Annotated in this window: 14 protein-coding genes; 10 read left to right on the forward strand and 4 right to left on the reverse strand. The window is 63.2% G+C overall.

Annotated features, from left to right (window positions below):
- Nucleotides 1-5 precede the first annotated feature (5 nt).
- Together BcanWU425_RS19560 and BcanWU425_RS19565 are read right to left on the reverse strand one after the other, a co-directional pair.
- Nucleotides 6-1,028 carry a sugar ABC transporter substrate-binding protein gene (locus BcanWU425_RS19560; RefSeq protein WP_007610940.1) on the reverse strand — a complete coding sequence of 341 codons (1,023 nt, stop codon included), beginning with the start codon at nt 1,026-1,028 and terminating at the stop codon, nt 6-8.
- Nucleotides 1,029-1,169: 141 nt separating this feature from the next.
- Complete coding sequence (locus BcanWU425_RS19565) at nt 1,170-1,574, reverse strand: globin (protein WP_085353314.1); 405 nt, start codon at nt 1,572-1,574, stop codon at nt 1,170-1,172.
- A gap of 475 nt (nt 1,575-2,049) precedes the next feature.
- Between BcanWU425_RS19565 and BcanWU425_RS19570 the strand changes: the two genes are divergently transcribed.
- From BcanWU425_RS19570 to BcanWU425_RS19605, 8 genes are all read left to right on the forward strand, one after another.
- A complete protein-coding gene (locus tag BcanWU425_RS19570) occupies nt 2,050-2,424 on the forward strand; it encodes a DUF2946 family protein (protein ID WP_085394838.1) in 375 nt (124 codons plus the stop codon).
- An 84-nt stretch (nt 2,425-2,508) separates the two neighbouring features.
- Nucleotides 2,509-4,716 carry a TonB-dependent receptor family protein gene (locus BcanWU425_RS19575; protein WP_204511339.1) on the forward strand — a complete coding sequence of 736 codons (2,208 nt, stop codon included), beginning with the start codon at nt 2,509-2,511 and terminating at the stop codon, nt 4,714-4,716.
- 139 nt (nt 4,717-4,855) lie between these two features.
- Nucleotides 4,856-5,374, forward strand: a complete 519-nt coding sequence (locus BcanWU425_RS19580; protein WP_204511337.1) for a copper chaperone PCu(A)C — start codon at nt 4,856-4,858, stop codon at nt 5,372-5,374.
- A gap of 26 nt (nt 5,375-5,400) precedes the next feature.
- Nucleotides 5,401-5,916: a YcnI family copper-binding membrane protein gene (locus BcanWU425_RS19585; protein ID WP_231190891.1), complete on the forward strand. Its 516-nt coding sequence runs from the start codon at nt 5,401-5,403 to the stop codon at nt 5,914-5,916.
- Nucleotides 5,916-7,478 carry a copper resistance CopC/CopD family protein gene (locus BcanWU425_RS19590; protein ID WP_204511334.1) on the forward strand — a complete coding sequence of 521 codons (1,563 nt, stop codon included), beginning with the start codon at nt 5,916-5,918 and terminating at the stop codon, nt 7,476-7,478. Before BcanWU425_RS19585 ends, BcanWU425_RS19590 begins: the two co-directional genes overlap by 1 nt.
- Nucleotides 7,479-7,631: 153 nt before the next feature.
- On the forward strand, nt 7,632-8,951 hold the full coding sequence (gene proS, locus BcanWU425_RS19595) for a proline--tRNA ligase (protein WP_204511333.1): 1,320 nt from the start codon (nt 7,632-7,634) through the stop codon (nt 8,949-8,951).
- A gap of 90 nt (nt 8,952-9,041) precedes the next feature.
- Nucleotides 9,042-10,322: a lipoprotein-releasing ABC transporter permease subunit gene (locus BcanWU425_RS19600; protein WP_018455057.1), complete on the forward strand. Its 1,281-nt coding sequence runs from the start codon at nt 9,042-9,044 to the stop codon at nt 10,320-10,322.
- A gap of 7 nt (nt 10,323-10,329) precedes the next feature.
- Entirely contained in the window at nt 10,330-11,031 is a 702-nt protein-coding gene (locus tag BcanWU425_RS19605) for an ABC transporter ATP-binding protein (protein ID WP_018455056.1), read from the forward strand.
- Nucleotides 11,032-11,108: 77 nt separating this feature from the next.
- On the opposite strand, the gene BcanWU425_RS19610 is transcribed toward BcanWU425_RS19605, so the two are convergent.
- Complete coding sequence (locus BcanWU425_RS19610) at nt 11,109-12,188, reverse strand: zinc-binding dehydrogenase (RefSeq protein ID WP_204511331.1); 1,080 nt, start codon at nt 12,186-12,188, stop codon at nt 11,109-11,111.
- Between the two features lie 107 nt (nt 12,189-12,295).
- Here BcanWU425_RS19610 and BcanWU425_RS19615 point away from each other — a divergent pair, with 107 nt between their 5' ends.
- Entirely contained in the window at nt 12,296-13,069 is a 774-nt protein-coding gene (locus BcanWU425_RS19615; protein ID WP_018455054.1) for a helix-turn-helix transcriptional regulator, read from the forward strand.
- Between the two features lie 27 nt (nt 13,070-13,096).
- On the opposite strand, the gene pdxR is transcribed toward BcanWU425_RS19615, so the two are convergent.
- Nucleotides 13,097-14,515, reverse strand: coding sequence for a MocR-like pyridoxine biosynthesis transcription factor PdxR (pdxR, locus tag BcanWU425_RS19620; RefSeq protein WP_204511330.1), 1,419 nt, complete (start codon nt 14,513-14,515; stop codon nt 13,097-13,099).
- A gap of 137 nt (nt 14,516-14,652) precedes the next feature.
- Between pdxR and BcanWU425_RS19625 the strand changes: the two genes are divergently transcribed.
- Nucleotides 14,653-15,114 carry a carboxymuconolactone decarboxylase family protein gene (locus tag BcanWU425_RS19625; protein ID WP_085353296.1) on the forward strand — a complete coding sequence of 154 codons (462 nt, stop codon included), beginning with the start codon at nt 14,653-14,655 and terminating at the stop codon, nt 15,112-15,114.
- Nucleotides 15,115-15,188: the final 74 nt, after the last annotated feature.

Consider the following 15,188-nt stretch of genomic DNA (forward strand, 5'->3'; position numbering starts at 1 on the left):
GAGGCTCAGATCAGGAAGTGATCCTGCATCCACTGCATGCCGGCGGCGTTGGCCTTGGTCACGACCGGACCGTCGGTGACGACGTTCTTCGGGATGCCCTGTCCGCTCTTTTCGCCCCCGACCACGGCGGAGACGCCCGCAATGATGGCGCCGCCATGAATGCGGCAGGACGGATTGCGCACGGTGGCGAACATGCGGCCTTCGCTGACGGCCTGGATCGCCGGCGGCATCGCATCCACACCGCCGATCAGGATGTTGGTGCGGCCCCGCGCCTTCATGATGTTGGCGGCGGCGAGCGCCATGTCGTCATTGTGGAAGAACGCCGCGTCGATCTGCGGATACTTCGTCAGGTAGGTTTCCCAGAGACGCGCGGTCTTCGACACATCCCAGTCGGCCGGCTGGGTGTCGAGCACCTCGATCCCAGGGAATTGCTTCACGACGTTGTTGAAGCCCTTGGCGCGGCCCTGCGCGCCGGTGTGGCCGAGGGCTCCTTGCGTCATGATGATCTTGCCCTTGCCGCCCATGGCGTTGCACAGCGCCTGCGTCACCGAGGCGCCCATGAACTCGTTATCGGGGGCGAGGAAGGAGTGGACGTTGATCTGGTCGAGCGGCGCAATCAGCGTGTCCATGTCGATCACGGGCGTGCCGGCGTCGATCATCTTCTGCACCGGCTGGGTGAGCGTGCCGATGCCAAAAGCCTGGATCGCGACGAAGTCCCATTTCTGCGAGGCCATGTTGTCGATCGCCGCGCGCTGCTTCACGGCATCGAGCTGGCCGTCGAACCAGGTGACCTCGACATTGAACAGCTTGCCCCAGAATTCCGCGGCCTGCTTGCCCTGCGCGCACCAGGTCGCCTGGAGGCCCGCGTTGGAGAACGCCGCCTTCAGCGGCTTCTCGCTTCGTCCGACTTCGGCTGCAAGGGCGGGGTTTATGCCCATGCTGCCGAGGATGGCAGTCGCGGCGCCGGCGGTTGCTGCCGCCTGAAGAAGATCGCGCCTCGTCGTCGAGAAATCTTTCGTCCCGGACATCGCTCGCTCCCATACAATTCTATCTCGGCGCGTCATTGATTGCGCGACCGATGTTCGAAAGTGTCTCACAAGAGTTGGTGCCACTCAATCCGCAATCAACGGCGGGGTCGCCGCGAGCTCGTGTTGGTGCAGCGCAAAGCGTCAGGCCTGTACGGCGGCGAACGCGTCGATCTCGATGAGCAATCGGTCCCATGCCTGCGCCATGCCCGGCGACCATTCATCGCGGAGAAGATCGCGCAGCGTATCCCTGATGACGGCGAAGAAGGCGATGAACAGCTCGCGCGGCGTGCCGTAGCCATCGTGCGATACGACCTCGCATGTGATCAGCCGGAATTGCCCGCGGCGATCACCGGCGAAGTCGAGAATCGCCTCGATCGTGAGTGCGAGCATCGATCCCATCACGATCTCGCTGCCTAGCGTGCGGAACATCGCCCGGGTTTCGGGATGCTGCTCGAACAGCCGCTGATAGACGAGTGGCGTGAGATCGATGCAGCGCGAGGCTGCAAGTTCAAAGCTCTGTTCGATCGGATTGGGAGAAGGATTCATCGGTGCTTTAGCCCCGCAGACAAAAAAAGAGCGGGGCCCTAGCCCCGCTCGAAAATTGTGTCGACCCTATTATCCCCGATTCTAAGATTTGATCTTGATTGGCGGGGCGACGCTGCATTTTGCGCGTCAGGGGCTCCTCCCGAGACTTGGACCACCAGACTTCGACCTCGCGGCCAGCCTGAGCAAAAGGATGCTAGATCAACTTTTCTCACTTGTCATCATTTTCGGCAACGAATGTTCAAAATTCGAGCAATTGACGAAATGATCGGGCGGCCGGCCGCATAAGTGTATGACAAATATAAGAAATCTGTGGATGGGCCAGGTCTCGACTGCCTCAAATCCCGGAGGTCCCCTCCCTTGGGCCGGCCGGACCACAGTTCCGGGGAATTTGCGCGGGACCAAGAAGGCGGCGGAACCGGGCTCGACTTGGCCATCCGCCGGTGTTTAGTTAGTAGACGAACAAACGGTTCGGCGGATGCGCGCACGGCTGCAAAAATTCCTACCTCTGGTCCTGCTTGCCCTAGTGATGCAGGTGCTGGCGCCGATTGCCGCCTGTCTGGCGGCCGGCCAGGCCGTGGCCGATCCGCTGTCCGCCGCCGTCATCTGCCACAGCGCAGGCGAGCAAGGCGGGCTGAACGATCCGGCGGGTACGCCGGTCGCACATGCCGGTACGTGTGCCCTCTGTTGCCTGGCGCAGGTGGGCGCGTCGCCCGATTCGCCGCCGCACGCCGCACTCTCCGTTCCCTTGCGCCACGCCCAGCGCGTGGTGTGGCACGCGGCGGAGGCATTCGCCGGCGCGGCCCATAAGGGTACAAACGCCCAGGCGCGCGCCCCGCCTCAATTTTCCTGACGACTCTCGTGATCGCCGCGGTCCGCCGCAGGCGATTGATGCTGTCGAATGGCCGGAGAGAAAGCCCGGCGTCAGGAATGCCCCATGTTACGTTGTCATGCCCGCCTTGGCGTGAGCGTCGTTGCCATTCAGGCCGCGCTGCTTGCGTCGTCGAGCGGAGCCTTTGCCCAAGACAGCAGCGCAGTGCTGCCGCCGATCACGGTTGAGGCGCCTCACCAGAAGCGTACGCCGGCGGTCCGACCGCCACGCAATTCTGCGCGATCGGCCCGCATCACCCGAAGCCTGCGAACGACCCCATCACCGCAGGAAACCGTGAGCGACCAGAGTGCAGGGGCTCCGGGTGCCCTGACGGTTCTGACTGCTCAACAAGCGCTGGCGGAAATTGACCAGACTCCGGGCGGCGTGGCGCTCGTGTCGGCCGAGGCGTACAGGAACTCGACGCCGTCCAACACGATCAAGGATGTTCTGGATTACGTGCCCGGCGTGTACGCCCAGCCCAAATGGGGCGACGACACCCGTCTTTCGATTCGCGGATCCGGCCTGTCGCGCAATTTTCATCTGCGCGGCGTGCAGCTCTATATGGACGGCATTCCGATCAACACCGCGGATGGCTATGGCGATTTCCAGGAGATTGATCCGAGCGCCTACAAATATGTCGAAGTCTTCAAGGGCGGCAATGCGCTTCAGTTTGGCGCCAATTCGCTGGGGGGCGCGATCAACTTTGTGACCCCGACTGGCCGCGACTCGTTTCCGAACGGTGTATCCTTCGATGTCGGAGGATTCGGCTACAAACGACTTCAGGCGAACGCGGGAGGCGTCAACGGGCGGTGGGATGGTTTCGTGACCGCTTCCGCGCAGGCCGCAGACGGATTTCGCGATCAGAGCTTCGGCTCGAGCAACCGTTTGAGCGGTAATGTGGGCTATCAGTTCTCCGCGGATGTCGAGACACGGTTCTACCTCAATGCCAACGAGGTGCGGCAGCGAATTCCGGGTACCGTGACCAAGACGTCCGCTTTGACCGATCCGGAAGCTGCTGCACCCGCGAATGTTGCGATGGATCAGCAGCGCAATATCGATACTGTCAGGCTCGCCAACAAAACCACCGTTCGTTTCGATGATACCAAAGTCGAATTCGGCGCCTTTGGCGTCGATCGCCATTTGATGCATCCGATCTTCCAGTGGCTGGACTACCGTTACAAGGACTACGGCGGATTCGCGAAGATCACGGATGACCGCACCATTGGCGGCTTCCGCAACAAGTTGGTCGCAGGCGTCAATGTGCTGAACGGCAGCATTGACAACCAGCAGTTCGCCAACATTGGCGGGCAGAAGGGCGCACTGCTTTCTTCCTCGATCGATCGGTCGGAGAATATTTCCGCCTATGTCGAGGACAGCTTCTACGTCCTTCCAAATCTTGCGCTGATCGGCGGCACGCAATTTCTCTACGCGACCCGCAATCGGCAGGATCGCTTCATCAGCGACGGGGATCAATCGGGGGCAACGCGCTTTAATCTCTGGTCGCCGAAAAGCGGTCTGTTGTGGCAAATCGATCCGGCTTGGCAGGCCTTCGCCAATGTCTCGCGGAGTGCCGAGGTGCCGAGCTTCGGCGAAAGCGCGATCGGTCTCGGCATTCCGACGATCCCGTTCACCAGCATCCGCCCGCAGATTGCGACCACGTACGAAATCGGGACTCGCATGAAGCGATCTGATTATGCCTGGGAACTGACTGCCTACCGGGCCAACATTCGCGACGAATTGCAATGCCTCTATAGTGCTTTCGGCAATTGCAATGTGACCAATGCCGACCGCACCATCCATCAGGGCGTCGAGGCCGGCGCGGGCGCAGCCATCTTTCGTGACATCTTCGTCAATGGCCCGGCGCCGGACAAGATCTGGCTAAATGTCGCCTATTCCTTCAACGACTTCCGCTTCGACAAAGATCCGATCTTCGGAAACAATCGATTGCCGGGAGCCCCAACTCACTATTTGCGCACGGAGCTTCTCTACAAGCACCCTACCGGTTTCTATGTTGGACCCAACGTAGAATGGGTGCCACAGGCCTACTTCGTCGACAGCATGAACACGCTGACGACAGAGCCTTACGCCCTGTTGGGATTGAAAGCCGGCTTCGACAATGGCGGCCCGATGTCTGCCTACATCGAGGGGCGTAATCTCACCAACAAGACCTACACAGCCAGCGCGAGCATCATCGATCGAGCGACGGCGACGTCAGCATTGTTTGAGCCGGGCACGGGACGGGCAGTGTACGCTGGAATGAGGTATCGATGGTGACGTGCAAATGGGCGCTTGGGTCTATATTCGGCCCGCGGCAGGCCGGCATTCGAATGCCGATGCTGACGGTGGCGGAAGGTCGTCGTGGAAGAATGCAGGGCCATCCGTGGCCGGATCAATCGAGAAAGAGGCAATCAACATGAAGACTATCGGACGAGCTCTGCTTGCAATTTCGCTATTGCTGACCGGCTATGCCGTCGCACGGGCCGACGACGTCAAGGCGGGCGATCTTGTCATCTCGCAACCGTGGAGCCGGGCGACGCCGGGCGGCGCCAAGGTCGCCGGCGGCTATCTCACCATCGAGAACAAGGGCACAGTGGCCGACAAGCTGGTCAGCGTTTCCGCGGATATCGCGGGGAAGGCCGAGGTTCACGAGATGGCGATGGAGAACGGCGTGATGAAGATGCGCCTGCTCGACAAGGGCCTGGTGATCGATCCCGGCAAGACGGTGAAGTTCGCCCCCGGCGGCTACCACCTGATGCTCCAGGAGCTGAAGGGCCCCTTCAAGCAGGGCGACAAGGTCCCCGTGACGCTTCAGTTCGAGAAGGCCGGCAAGGTCGTCGTCTCCCTCGATGTCCAGGGCGTCGGCGCGCAGGCGCCCGGCGATAGCGGACACATGATGAAGAAAATGCCGGATCATTCGGGAATGAAGATGTGATGAAACAGATCAAGCCTTCCATGACAATGCATCGAATCCTTGCGAGTTTGATCGCCGCGCTCGCAGCGTCGCCCGCGGCGGCGCATATCACGCTAGAGACCAAACAGGCGGCGGTCGGCTCCTACTACAAGGCCGTCTTCGCCGTGCCGCACGGCTGCAAGGGCTCGCCCACGGTGAAGATCCGGGTGCAGATTCCGGAAGGCGTGATCGCGGTGAAACCGATGCCGAAGGCGGGCTGGACCGTCGATATCGTCGAGGGCAAATACGCCAATGAGTACGACTACCACGGCAACAAGCTTTCCTCCGGCGTCAAGGAGGTGGCCTGGTCCGGCGGCAAGCTGCCGGACCACAATTACGATGAGTTCGTCATCAGCAGCTTCCTCACCACGAGCCTGAAGCCGAATACGACGCTGTATTTCCCCGTCGTCCAGGAATGCGAGACGGGCGTCAGCCGCTGGATCGAGATCCCCGCGGATGGGACCGGGCATTCGCACGAGGACAAGTCACCGGCGCCTGGCCTGAAACTCCTGCCAAAACCCTGATGCGCCTGCTCGCCGCGTTCGCGACGCTGCTCCTCTTTGTCGGTTTAGCGACCGGCGCCTCGGCGCACGCGGCGCTCGTCGCGGTCGAGCCGGCGAGCGGCAGCATGCTCGCGAGCGCGCCGAAGGCCGTGGAGCTGCACTTCAACGAGGCGGTCACGCCGGGCGCGATCCGGCTGATCGACGGCGCGGGCAGGGCGCGGGATGATGTGCGCGTCAACGCATCGGGCGAGACCATCTCGGTCGCGATGCCGATGAACATGCCGAAGGGCACGGCGGTCGTCAGCTATCGCGTGATCTCGCAGGACGGCCATCCCGTCACGGGATCGGTGATCTTCTCTATCGGCATGCCGACGGGGACGCAACCTCCCGCAAACGCCGATCGCGGATTGAACGTGCTGATCTGGCTGGCGCGGGTCGGTCTCTATCTTGGCCTGTTCGTCGGCGTCGGCGGCGTTTTCTTTGCACGCTGGGTTGCGTGGTCGATGACCGGCATAACCATTCCGTGCGTGGCGCTTGCCATCGGCGCCCCGAGCGCGGTGGCGTCCCTTGGTGTGTTGGGGCTGGATCTCCTCGGGCTACCGTTGTCGGCTCTCGCGACGATGGCTCCCTGGAAAGTGGCATTCGGGACCAGCGCGGGCCCCGCCTTGCTCGTGGCCGTCGCTGCAATGCTGTTCGCATTGCTGGCGCTAGGCAGCGCGTGGTGCGCGCGCGCTCTGGCCATTATTGCCTTCGTCGGCGTCGGCTTGTCGCTGGCAATGACCGGGCACGCCGCTACGGCACCGCCCGAACTGTTGACCCGGCCGGCGATCTTTCTCCATGGTCTTGGTGTTGCCTTCTGGATTGGAGCCCTCGCACCGCTGGTCGCCCTGTTATCGAAGCGGCCCGCCGTGGCATTGCCTATCGTGAACCGCTTTTCTCGCCTCGCCGCGCCGGTCGTTGGTGTTCTCGCATTGACCGGCCTCGCGCTCGCCATCGTCCAGCTTGAGAATCCGTCTGCATTGGTCGAGACCCGCTACGGGCTCATCCTCTCGATCAAGCTCGCGCTGGTCCTCGTGCTGTTGGCGCTTGCCGCGCTCAACCGCTTCCGCCTGACCCCGGCGCTGGCGGGAGATCACAAGGCTGCGCCGGCCCTGAAGCGCTCGATCGTGATCGAATGCGCCATCGCGCTCGGCATCTTCGCCGTGGTCGCCGGCTGGCGCTTCACGCCGCCGCCGCGGACGATCGTTCCGGAGACCCCGCTGGCGATCCACATCCATACGGAGAGGGCGATGTTTCAGATCCTGGTCTCGCCGGGTAAGGCGGGTATCGACGATTTCGTCCTGCAGCTCATGACTGGCGAGGGGGCGGTGCTGGAGGCCAAGGAGGTGACGCTGACGCTGAGCCTGCCCGAACGCGGCATCGAGCCGATGGAGCGGAACGCCTCGCTCGGGCCGGACAGCTACTGGCACGTGCGCAAGGTCGAGCTGCCCTTTGCGGGCCGCTGGCATGTGCGGATCGACGCGCTGGTGAGCGATTTCGAGAAGATCACGCTGGAGGACGAGCTTGAGGTGGCGGCGCCCTGAATCGGGCTCTTCGGCACATCACGTCGAATCTGAAGTCGACGGAAAAATGACAGGAATTCCGCTGTGTTAGCGGGTTTTCCTCATTCCCGGTCTTGTGTTTTGGCTCCCAATCCGGTTTCACTGCAAGTCATCACTGATTCCTCGAGTATTGCCATGCGGTTGTCGCGGTTCTTTCTGCCCATTCTGAAGGAAAATCCGAAAGAGGCGGAGATCGTCTCGCATCGGCTGATGCTGCGTGCCGGCATGATCCGGCAGGAGGCCGCCGGCATCTATGCCTGGCTGCCGCTCGGCTTCCGCGTGCTCAAGAAGATCGAGCAGATCGTGCGCGAGGAGCAGGACCGCTCTGGCGCGCTGGAACTGTTGATGCCGACGCTGCAGCTTGCCGACCTCTGGCGCGAGAGCGGCCGCTACGATGCCTATGGCCCCGAGATGCTGCGCATCGCCGACCGGCACAAGCGTGAGCTGCTGTATGGCCCGACCAACGAGGAAATGATCACCGAGATCTTCCGCGCCTATGTGAAGTCCTACAAGAGCCTGCCGCTGAATCTCTATCATATTCAATGGAAATTCCGCGACGAGCAGCGTCCGCGCTTCGGCGTGATGCGCGGCCGCGAGTTCCTGATGAAGGACGCCTATTCATTCGACCTCAACGAGGCCGCGGCGCGCGTCGCCTACAACAAGATGTTCGTCGCGTATTTGCGCACCTTCGCGCGGATGGGGCTGAAGGCGATCCCGATGCGCGCCGAGACCGGCCCGATCGGCGGCGATCTCAGTCATGAGTTCATTGTGCTGGCCGAGACCGGCGAATCCGGCGTGTTCATCAATCGCGACGTGCTGGACCTGCCGGTGCCGGGCGAGGACGTCGACTATGAGAGCGATTTGACGCCGATCATCAAGCAATGGACGTCGGTCTATGCAGCGACGGAAGACGTTCACGACGCCGCGCGCTTCGAGCAGGAAGTGCCCGCGGACAAGCGGGTGAACACCCGCGGTATCGAGGTCGGGCAGATCTTCTATTTCGGCACGAAGTATTCCGAGGCGATGAAGGCGCTGGTGGCAGGCCCCGACGGTGTCGACGTGCCGATCCACGGCGGCTCCTACGGCGTCGGCGTCTCGCGCCTGCTCGGCGCCATTATCGAGGCCTGCCATGACGATGCCGGCATCAAATGGCCGGAGGCCGTTGCCCCGTTCCGCGTGTCGATTCTCAACCTCAAGCAGGGCGATGCCGCGGTCGATGCGGCCTGCGAGAAGCTCTATGCGGAGCTGTCCGCCAAGTGCGTCGACGTGCTCTACGACGACACCGACCAGCGCGCCGGAGCCAAATTCGCCGCCGCCGACCTGATCGGCGTTCCGTGGCAGATCATGATCGGGCCGAAAGGGCTCGCCGACGGCAAGGTCGAGCTCAAGCGGCGAAGTGACGGCGCCCGCGAGATCATGTCGCCTGCGGACGCGGTCGCAAGACTTGTGGGCTGATAAGGCTGGTCGGCTGAATATTGTTCATCGCCCGAGATCGCGGCCGCCAATCCGGCCACATTTGACCCCGAATCATGGGACTATCGAGCGATGGATGAGACCATGACCGAAACTGTTCAAACCGCGCCTTTTGCACCATTCGAGTGGATGCTGTCGGGGCGCTACCTACGGGCGCGCCGCAAGGAGGGATTCATCTCGGTCATCGCCGGGTTCTCCTTCCTCGGCATCATGCTGGGCGTGGCGACACTGATTATCGTCATGGCCGTCATGAACGGCTTCCGCAAGGAGTTGCTCGACAAGATACTCGGGCTCAACGGCCACATCCTGGTCCAGCCGCTGGAATCGCCGCTGACCGACTGGAAGGACGTCGCCGACCGCCTCAGTCAGGTCCAGGGCATTCGGCTCGCAGCGCCCGTGGTGGATGGCCAGGCGCTGGCGTCATCGCCGTGGAACGCCTCCGGCGTCCTGGTGCGCGGCATCCGCTCCGACGACCTCAACAACCTCACCTCGATCGCCAAGAACATCAAGCAGGGCTCGCTCGAGGGTTTTGATGACGGGCAAGGGGTCGCGATCGGCCGGCGCCTCGCTGACCAGCTGTCGCTGCACGCCGGCGACAGCATCACGCTGGTCGCGCCAAAGGGCGCAGTCACGCCAATGGGCACGACACCGCGCATCAAGCCGTACAAGATCGCCGCGGTGTTCGAGATCGGCATGTCCGAGTATGATCTCGGCTTTGTGTTCATGCCGCTCGCGGAGGCGCAGGCCTATTTCAACCGCAGCAACGACGTCACCTCGATCGAGGTCTTCACCACCAATCCGGATCAGATCGTCGCGTTCCGCCAAGCCGTGACGGAGGCGGCGGGCCGGCCGGTGTTTCTGGTGGACTGGCGGCAGCGCAACTCGACCTTCTTCAACGCGCTCCAGGTCGAGCGCAACGTGATGTTCCTGATCCTCACCATGATCGTGCTGGTCGCCGCGCTCAACATCGTTTCCGGCCTGATCATGCTGGTGAAGGACAAGGGCAGCGACATCGCGATCCTGCGGACCATGGGGGCCTCGCAAGGCTCGATCATGCGCATCTTCCTGATCACGGGCGCCTCGATCGGCGTGGTCGGTACGATGGTCGGCTTCATCGTCGGGCTGGTGATCTGCCTGAACATCGAATCGATCAGGCAATTCCTTTCCTGGCTGACCAGCACCGAACTGTTTTCGCCAGAGCTATATTTCCTGTCGAAGCTGCCCGCCGAGATCGACATCGGCGAGACCTCGGCCGTCGTCATCATGGCGCTGACGCTGTCGTTCCTGGCGACGCTGTATCCGTCCTGGCGCGCCGCGCGCCTCGATCCCGTCGAAGCGCTGCGGTACGAGTGAGGGGCTGATGGAGCAGCAGGGGGCGGAAGATGTACCGGTCATTTATCTCCACGAGATAAAGCGGCAGTACTTGCAGGGCGAGGTGCCGCTGACGATCCTCGACGGCGCCAAGCTCGCGCTGTGGGCGGGGCAGTCCGTCGCGCTGGTGGCGCCGTCAGGCTCGGGCAAGTCGACGCTGCTGCACATCGCGGGTCTGTTGGAAGCGCCTGATTCCGGCGAGGTCTACGTCAATGGCGCGCCGACCTCGCAACTGCCCGACATCGAGCGCACCCAGCTTCGCCGCACCGACATCGGCTTTGTCTACCAGTCCCACCGGCTGTTGCCGGAGTTCTCGGCGCTGGAGAACGTCATGCTGCCGCAGATGATCCGCGGCCTCAAGAAATCCGAGAGCGTCAAGCGCGCCAAGGAGATCCTTGGCTATCTCGGCCTCGGCGAGCGCATCACGCACCGTCCGTCCGAGCTGTCGGGCGGCGAGCAGCAGCGCGTTGCAATCGCGCGCGCGGTGGCCAATGCTCCGCGGGTGCTGTTTGCGGACGAGCCGACCGGCAATCTCGATCCGCACACCGCGGACCACGTCTTCCAGGCCCTGATGCAGCTCGTCAAGGCGACCAAGGTCTCGATGCTGATCGCGACCCACAACATGGAGCTCGCCGGCCGGATGGACCGCCGCGTGTCGCTGTCGAACGGCCAGGTGGTTGAGCTCGAGTAAAAACCGCGAAAACAACCCCATGCACAGTAGCCAAGTGCTTGGGCGCACTGACGAAAAAAATGGTGCTCCCGGGACGTTCAAGGCCGGATCACCGTCAATTTGAACGGCCCGCCATTGGCTGCGGCATGGGCTACCGCCTCATTGGCGTGGTCGAGGTCGAAGGCCGTGGCCTCGTACTCCTCCAGCCTCAGCAGTCCCGCGCGCACCAGCGCGATCAGGCGGCTTGCCGCATCCGGCGGATACATCCAGACGCCGTGGATGCCGATGCAGTTGCGCATGATCCAGGGGTAGGGCAGCTCGAGGCCGGCGCCGCCGGCCATGCCGACGCCACCCATCAGCACGACGCGGCCATTGGGGCGCACCGTCATGATCGCCGCGCGCACCACATTCGTGCTCACCGAGGGCGGCATGATGTCGAGCACGCAGTCGATCGGCCCGGGCGCCGCACGCTTCATGCTCTCGCGGTCGTCATCCTCGTTGCCGGAGAGTTTGACCGGCTTCACGCGATCGCCGAAACGGCGGACGAGGTCGGCCAAGATCTTGTCGTTGCGGCCGGGCGCGACCACGCAGGCCGCGCCCATCGCGAGCGCGACCGAGACGGCTGCGCTTCCGAAATTGCCGGTGGCCCCGCTCACCAGCACGGTCTCGCCGGGCTGAAGGCTGGCGGCGAGAAAGCCGCCATAGGGCACCAGCAGCGTCCCCAGCGCGCACCATCGCGTGGCGTCCTCCGACGCGATCGTGCCAAGCCGTTTGACGTTCTCCGTCGGCACCCGCATCTGCTCGGCGAACGAGCCATGGCGAAAATGCTGTTGCAGGCGCATGGCGCCGGCACCGGGGGCAGTGAGTCCTTGCAGGGCAATGTCGGGCGCTGCGGCGTCGTCGCGCGAGCGCACCGTCGGGTCGCAGAACACCCAGTCGCCAACGCTGAGCTTGGTTGCGTCCGGGCCGATGGCGCGCACCCGGCCGATGCCGCCTGGCCCCGGGATGATCGGCAGGTCGAGGGCATAGTTGCGTGCCCCGCTGAAGACCTCGTTCATGTAGGACAGCACCCGCGTTGCGATGACGTCCACGATGATCTCGCCCGTGCCGAGCACAGGGTCCGCGGCTTCCTCAATCGCAAGGGGCGATCCAAATGATTTCAATACGGCAGCTTTCATGATCTCACCTCAAAGTGGGTTGAAGCCCATATGCGCCGCCTTTCCAGGCCCAGGAAGGCCTGGTATTATCCTAGTATTCCCCAAGCCCTCCATCGAGGCACGTCACCATGGCCGACCCACGCCGCGTCGAATTCGGCGACTTCCTCAGGTCCCGCCGCGAAAAGCTGTCGCCGAAGACGGTCGGGCTTCCCGCGGGCCGGCGGCGTCGCACGGCGGGCCTGCGCCGCGAAGAGGTGGCGCAGCTCGCCGGCATCGGCGTCGACTGGTACATCCGCCTCGAGCAGGGCCGCACCGTCAGCCCCTCGGTCACCACCGTGGATGCGCTGGCGCGAGCGTTGCGCCTCAGCAAGACCGAGCACGCCCATCTCAAGGCACTTGCGCGCGACGGCGATAGGCGCGCGTTCACGCGCGAGATCGTGCCGCCCCCCGTTCGGCGGATGATCGAGAGCCTGGCGCAGCCGGCCTATGTCACGGGGCGGCGCTGGGACGTGCTGGCCTGGAACGCGGCGGCCGAGGAGATCTTCGGGTTCGGACAATTGCCCGAGCAGGACCGCAACACGCTGCTGCTGGTCATGACGAACAAGCAGACGCGAAAATTCTACGGTGCCGGCTGGGCTGACATCGCCAAGAGCATGGTCGCGATGTTTCGCGCCACTCACGACGTCTGGGCCGGCGATCCCGCCTTTACGGAATTGCTGACGCGGCTGCGCCAGGGCAGTCCGGAATTCGTCAAATGGTGGGAGGCGCACGAGATCCGCAGCACTGCCGCGGGCCTCAAGATCATGAACCATCCGACCAAGGGCGTGCTCCGGTTCGAGCACACGAGCTTTCAGGCCAATGACGATCCGGCGCTGAAGCTCGTGATCTACACGCCGGTGTAGATTGCGGAAACATGGGGTCGAAGCTCGTCACGTATGACGGTCGATGATCTGAAGGAGCCGATCGCAGGACGCCTCGATCCTCTTGTGGGGAGATGTGGCGACGCCCAGCAACAGGCCGGATCGCGCCGAGGCCGCGGACGCATGCCATAGCGACAGGGGCGTGGGCGCCAACCCAAACGATGCTGCTTCCCTCGCGATCGCGACGTCGGAGGTTCCGTCCGGCAGTCTCAGGACCGCGGCCAATCCGGCGATCGCAACGTCCTTCGCAACGTCCTTGGCGCGTGCCTTCAAATATTTCAGCAGCGCATCGCCTTGCGCGGCATAGGCCCGCTTCGTGCGTCGAAGATGCCGCAGATAGTGGCCGTCGCGGATGAATTCGGCGGTTGCGAGCTGTACGGAGGGCCCGGGCGCCGGAGCGAGGCATGCCGCTACCTCGGCAAAACGGGATGCCAGAGAGGCGGGTGCAACGAGGAAGCCCAGCCGCAAGGCAGGAGTCAGGGTCTTGCTGAACGACCCGATGTGAATCACGCGCCCGAAACGATCGAGAGAGGCGAGCGCCGGTGTGGCCCGCCCTCTCAGCTGAAGCTCGCTCAGATAGTCGTCCTCGATCACCCACACCCCTTCCTGGGCTGCCCAGTCGAGAAGACATGAACGTCTTGCCAGCGACAAGGTGGAGCCAAGCGGTGCCTGCTGTCCTGGCGTCACGACCACCAACGCAGCATCAGGAGCGTGTTTCAGGCCGTAACGGACGTCAATGCCGTCTACATCAACCGGGATCGGCCTGATCGACAACCTTGCAAGCTCAAGGCCGTGTCTTGTGAAGGGGAAGCCCGGGTCCTCCATCCAGACCTTCTTCTGCTCGAGGCCGAGAACCCGCAGTGCCAGTCCGAGGCCGCTGCTGAAGCCGCCGGTGATGATGATCTGCGACGGTGCACATTCGATCCCCCGCGCCAGCGCGAGATATGCCGCAATGTCGCGCCTCAATTCCAGCTCGCCGCGGGGATCCCGATAAATGGCCGGTGCGCTGGTTTCCGCGCGCACCGCCCGCGTGCGCATCCTCGAGAAGAGCTTGGCGGGAAAGGTCTCGTGAGCGGGCACACCCATTTGGAAAACGGCCGGTCCCGCAGTGAGCTCCTGGTACATCTCCATGAACGAGCCGGGGTGGGGAGCGGCTTCCTGCCGAGGGGTAAAGGCGGGTCGATCCGCAACACGCGTTCCGGTCGCGCGCGACGCGACGATCAGTTGCGCAGAGGAAAGTTTTTCGTAGGCCGATCGCACGGTGCCGCGCGCCACGCCCAGCTGAGCCGCCAAATCCTGCCATGAGGGCAGACGAGCTCCCGGAGCCAGCACGCCGCTCTCGATGGCAGCTCCGATACCTCTGCGGATTTGTTCCGCCAATGGCGTCTTCGCAGATCGATCGAGCTCCAGCTGCAGCGGTTTGACCATGCCCCCGTGGTACACGATTTTCGTCCATTCTTGGTGCTTTTTTGTAGACCAGGGCGGGGCCATTTATCGGGCAGGGAAGTACATGGCGGAAGTACATGGCGACAGCCGCCGAACAGAACCGATCATGGAGTATGAAAATGGCTAAGCGTCTCGACTACGACCGCATTGCACCCGCAGGCATGAAAGCGCTCGGCGGCGTTTACGGCTATGTCATGCAGAGCAATCTTCCTGCAACGCTCGTCACTCTGGTTTATCTGCGCATTTCGCAGATCAACAATTGCGCCTACTGCCTCGACATGCACACGCGCGATCTGCTGAAGAGCGGACAGAAGATCGAAAAGATCGCGCTGGTGCAGGCCTGGGCGGAAGGCGGTCATCTCTTCGACGAGCGGGAGCGTGCCGCCCTCGCATGGGCTGAAACGGTGACCCGTGTGGCCGACACCGGCATCCCGGATCAAGCTTACGAGGCTGCCCGCGCCGTCTTCGAGGAGCGCGAGCTCGTCGATCTCACCATCGCGATCGGCCTGATGAATGCGTACAATCGCATGGCAATCAGCTTCCGAAATACGCCACAGGCCGCGAAAGAGATGGCAGCCTGACCCCGGTGCCGGACGGCAAGAGGGTAAACACATGCCATCGACTGCGACGGCATGTCCTGAGATATCGGCGATTC

It is taken from the genome of Bradyrhizobium sp. WU425, assembly GCF_021052305.1.
Lineage (GTDB): Bacteria > Pseudomonadota > Alphaproteobacteria > Rhizobiales > Xanthobacteraceae > Bradyrhizobium > Bradyrhizobium canariense_D.

Coding starts and splice junctions, on each gene's coding strand:
- BcanWU425_RS19560 (WP_007610940.1), bottom strand. CDS start 1,028: ATGTCCGGGACGAAAGATTTCTCGACGACGAGGCGCGATCTTCTTCAG.
- BcanWU425_RS19565 (WP_085353314.1), bottom strand. CDS start 1,574: ATGAATCCTTCTCCCAATCCGATCGAACAGAGCTTTGAACTTGCAGCC.
- BcanWU425_RS19570 (WP_085394838.1), top strand. CDS start 2,050: ATGCGCGCACGGCTGCAAAAATTCCTACCTCTGGTCCTGCTTGCCCTA.
- BcanWU425_RS19575 (WP_204511339.1), top strand. CDS start 2,509: ATGTTACGTTGTCATGCCCGCCTTGGCGTGAGCGTCGTTGCCATTCAG.
- BcanWU425_RS19580 (WP_204511337.1), top strand. CDS start 4,856: ATGAAGACTATCGGACGAGCTCTGCTTGCAATTTCGCTATTGCTGACC.
- BcanWU425_RS19585 (WP_231190891.1), top strand. CDS start 5,401: ATGCATCGAATCCTTGCGAGTTTGATCGCCGCGCTCGCAGCGTCGCCC.
- BcanWU425_RS19590 (WP_204511334.1), top strand. CDS start 5,916: ATGCGCCTGCTCGCCGCGTTCGCGACGCTGCTCCTCTTTGTCGGTTTA.
- proS (WP_204511333.1), top strand. CDS start 7,632: ATGCGGTTGTCGCGGTTCTTTCTGCCCATTCTGAAGGAAAATCCGAAA.
- BcanWU425_RS19600 (WP_018455057.1), top strand. CDS start 9,042: ATGGATGAGACCATGACCGAAACTGTTCAAACCGCGCCTTTTGCACCA.
- BcanWU425_RS19605 (WP_018455056.1), top strand. CDS start 10,330: ATGGAGCAGCAGGGGGCGGAAGATGTACCGGTCATTTATCTCCACGAG.
- BcanWU425_RS19610 (WP_204511331.1), bottom strand. CDS start 12,188: ATGAAAGCTGCCGTATTGAAATCATTTGGATCGCCCCTTGCGATTGAG.
- BcanWU425_RS19615 (WP_018455054.1), top strand. CDS start 12,296: ATGGCCGACCCACGCCGCGTCGAATTCGGCGACTTCCTCAGGTCCCGC.
- pdxR (WP_204511330.1), bottom strand. CDS start 14,515: ATGGTCAAACCGCTGCAGCTGGAGCTCGATCGATCTGCGAAGACGCCA.
- BcanWU425_RS19625 (WP_085353296.1), top strand. CDS start 14,653: ATGGCTAAGCGTCTCGACTACGACCGCATTGCACCCGCAGGCATGAAA.